Below are 3,454 nucleotides of genomic sequence, written 5' to 3'. Positions count from 1 at the left end.
TGAGGCGGAGGAAAATGAAACTCAAACTCGCTCTAATGACTCTCTTGTTCGCCGCGATTGCCCTGGCTGCGGACGCGACCGGCAAGTGGACCGGCTCTGTGCCCGGCCAGGACGGTCAGGACATGACCGTCACCTTCAATTTCAAAGTGGATGCCGGTAAGCTCACCGGCACGGTCACGACACCGATGGGCGACTCGCCGATTGTCGACGGCTCAGTCGACGGCGAGAACATCACGTTCAGCACCGAATTCAACGATACGAAGATCGTGCATAAGGGCAAGATTGCAGGCGATTCGATCGACCTCGACGTCACGATGGGCGACAACAACTTTAAGATGGCGCTGAAACGCGCGGCCTCGTAAAGCTTTCGAGATTTCCGCGGAACAGGCGGCGTACGTCTTTCTCGATGGTTGCGCGCTTCACGTGTCCTCCGTCTTCGGCGAGTAGTCGATAACTGCCGGTTAGCAATGGCGCGAGCGTCCGGCGTGTGTTGCGCCACTTATAAATCACCTGTTCCAGAATGCGCGCGTCCGAGTGCTGCGGAATGAAGCTCATCCCGAGCATCTCAATGCGCTCGCGCGTTACTTCTTCCACAATCGACGGGTTATTCAGGAACCACCAGCAGCCGAACGGCATCAGGTTACTGAACTTGCGCGCGTAGACGCATAACTCGTGCTGATTCTCGCGACTTAGGACACTTACCAGGAAGCGGTTATTCGGAAACTCGCGGCACAGATGTTCGAGCGCCCGCAAATCGCTGCGGCCGGATCCATCTCCCGCGAGCTGGATCATCGGGTTCACCTGCCGTCGCACCCCCATCATCAGCGCCAGCGGAATACCGTGTTCATGGCACGCCGGCAGCACGGCTTCGGTTAACAGTTTGTTGCGCGGCTCGGAGCCGGGATATTCGAAATCGTCGGGCAGCGAAACCGCCATGTAGAGCGGATTCATTCGTTCGCACCAGCCATCGAGGAAGCGCCGCACCTCGAACGCGGTCCATCCGCCGCATTCCCGCTGGACGCGAAATCCTTGCTTCGAAAGGTTCTCGAAGTGATCCGGCCAGTCGTTCAGAATGCGATCCAGGCGCAGCGCCGCTTCGAACCGCGGGTCCCTCTTCGGGCCTTCGCGCCACAAGGCAGCTTCGGTGTCGTTTAGCGGGTCATTAGTCATGACGACTTTATCGATGCCCGCTAACTCGAATACGCGCGTGATATGCGGTTCGAGTTCCTGCGCCCTGAAGTACTCCCGAATCTCGGATAAGTCCGGTGTGTCCGACTGTAATCCCAGAGCTTGCAGTACAGCGATCACGCCGCGCGTCGCTTCCGAAACCGGCGTATTCTCGCGAAACAGAACTTGCCAGATTAGATCCGCCTGCTCGCTCTTCGTCATCGCCTGATACGTATGCGGATGAATCGCGGAGAACCGGAAGAGTTCGGCCTCCAGATAGTGATAGGTCAGAAGCTCATCGATGCCCCATAACCCAAGCGCACCGAACTCCGGCGCAAACAGGTGGGTATGCATATCGATGAAGGGCACGGCCGCGAGAACGTCCTCAATAAGGTCTTGCATTCGACACTGTTGTAGCATTGACCCATCGCCGTTTTACGGTCCATGCCTTCACTATTCGACCTTTCGTCGCGCGTTGCCGTGGTTCTTGGCGGGACGTCCGGTATCGGCCGCGCCCTTTCCGTGGGACTGGCCGAACACGGAGCCGATGTTGTTCCGTCTGGACGCCGCGAAGCGAATGTACATGAAGTGTCGCGCGCGATCGAAGCTATGGGGCGACGAACATTGCGCCAGACGTGCGACGTGAGCAGCCGTGAGTCGATCGATGCGCTGCGCGATCGCGTTCTCGAACACTTCGGGCGCGTCGACATTCTGGTGTACGCCGCCGGGATCACGTTTCGTCAAGCGACGCTCGATGTTCCCGAGCAGCGCTGGGACGACGTTTTCGACACAGGCGTTACGGGCGCGGTTCGGTCGGCGCAGTCTTTCCACGGCGCTCTGAAGGCCAGCGGACGAGGGCGCATCGTCAACATCGCCTCGCTGAGCTCCTATGTCGCCTTTCACGAAGTCGCGGCCTACTCTGCCGCGAAGAGCGCGCTGCTTTCACTCACTCGCAATCTCGGGTGCGAATGGGCGCGCGACGGCATCCTGGTGAATGCGATCGCTCCCGGCGTGTTCCCGACGGAACTGAATCGTTCGATCATCGAAGGCACCGAACGCGGCAGGGAACTGCTTACGCGCACTCCGATGCATCGCTTCGGGCGTCCCGAAGAGCTGGTTGGCGCGGCTGTTCTGCTTGCTTCGGACGCCGCTAGTTTCATGACCGGAACCGCTATCGCGGTCGACGGAGGATTTCTGGCCTCAGGCGTGAACTCATGAGAACTCTACTTTTGTTTATAACCGCGCAAATCGCTTTCGCCCAATCACCAGAAGTCTATAAGGACCCTGGCGTGCCCTTTGATCGGCGCGCCGCTGACTTAGTCAAGCGGATGACCCTCGAAGAGAAGGTTTCGCAGATGATGAACGATTCGGTCGCCATTCCGCGGTTGGGAATCCCGGCGTATAACTGGTGGAACGAGTGTCTGCATGGAGTAGCTCGCGCGGGAAAGGCCACTGTATTTCCGGAGACTATCGGTCTCGCCGCGACGTGGGATTCGGATCTGCTGTTCCGCATATCTACCGCGATATCGGACGAAGCCCGCGCCAAGAACAATGACTTCATCCGGCGGGACAAGCACGATATCTACGAGGGACTTACCTTCTGGACGCCGAACATCAACATCTTCCGCGATCCGCGCTGGGGCCGCGGCATGGAGACCTACGGCGAAGACCCGTTCCTGACCGGTACCCTTGCCGCGCAGTTCATCAAAGGACTGCAGGGGAACGATCCGAAATACTTCAAGACAATCGCCACGGCAAAGCATTACGCGGTGCATAGCGGACCTGAATCGGAACGGCACGTTTTCGATGCGGTGATCGATGATCAGGACCTGTTCGCCACTTACTTGCCGCAGTTTGAAATGGCCGTGCAGGAGGCCCACGTCGACTCCGTCATGTGCGCCTACAACCGCATCGATGGACAGGCTGCGTGCGCGGATAAGCGGCTCGAAACCGACATCCTGCGTGATCAATGGAAGTTCAAGGGCTATATCGTCTCGGATTGTGGCGCGATCGGCGATATCTACCTTCATCACAAGGTCGCGGATACGGCGGAAGCAGGAGTTGCGCTTGCTCTGAAGTCCGGAACGGACCTTAATTGCGGCGTGGAGTATGAGCACTTAGTCGGCGCGGTGAAGCAAGGCTTGATTCCTGAATCGCTGATCGATCAATCGGTGCAGCGCCTGATGCTGGCACGGTTCCAGCTCGGCATGTTCGATCCACCCTCCATGGTGAAGTATGCGCAGATTCCTTTGAGCGAACTCGACAGCCCCGCGCACCAACAACTCGC

General features: G+C 58.6%; 4 protein-coding genes. 3 read left to right on the top strand and 1 reads right to left on the bottom strand.

The window, feature by feature from the left end:
* Positions 1-362 (top strand): hypothetical protein (locus tag H1Y01_RS16710; RefSeq protein WP_219341635.1); only part of this gene is annotated, 362 nt, incomplete at its 5' end.
* On the opposite strand, the gene H1Y01_RS16705 is transcribed toward H1Y01_RS16710, so the two are convergent.
* A complete protein-coding gene (locus tag H1Y01_RS16705; protein ID WP_219341634.1) occupies positions 331-1,569 on the bottom strand; it encodes a hypothetical protein in 1,239 nt (412 codons plus the stop codon). The two genes, H1Y01_RS16710 and H1Y01_RS16705, sit on opposite strands and share 32 nt — an antisense overlap.
* Positions 1,570-1,611: 42 nt before the next feature.
* On the opposite strand from H1Y01_RS16705, the gene H1Y01_RS16700 reads away from it, so the two are divergent.
* Positions 1,612-2,385, top strand: a complete 774-nt coding sequence (locus H1Y01_RS16700; protein WP_180541640.1) for an SDR family NAD(P)-dependent oxidoreductase — start codon at positions 1,612-1,614, stop codon at positions 2,383-2,385.
* Positions 2,382-3,454: glycoside hydrolase family 3 protein (locus H1Y01_RS16695; RefSeq protein ID WP_367399801.1), on the top strand; the 1,073-nt coding region annotated here is incomplete at its 3' end. The genes H1Y01_RS16700 and H1Y01_RS16695, both read left to right, overlap by 4 nt.

It is taken from the genome of Nevskia soli (genome assembly GCF_903970205.1).
Classification (GTDB): domain Bacteria; phylum Acidobacteriota; class Terriglobia; order Bryobacterales; family Bryobacteraceae; genus Bog-113.
This window is presented reverse-complemented; position numbering and strand designations above follow the sequence as displayed.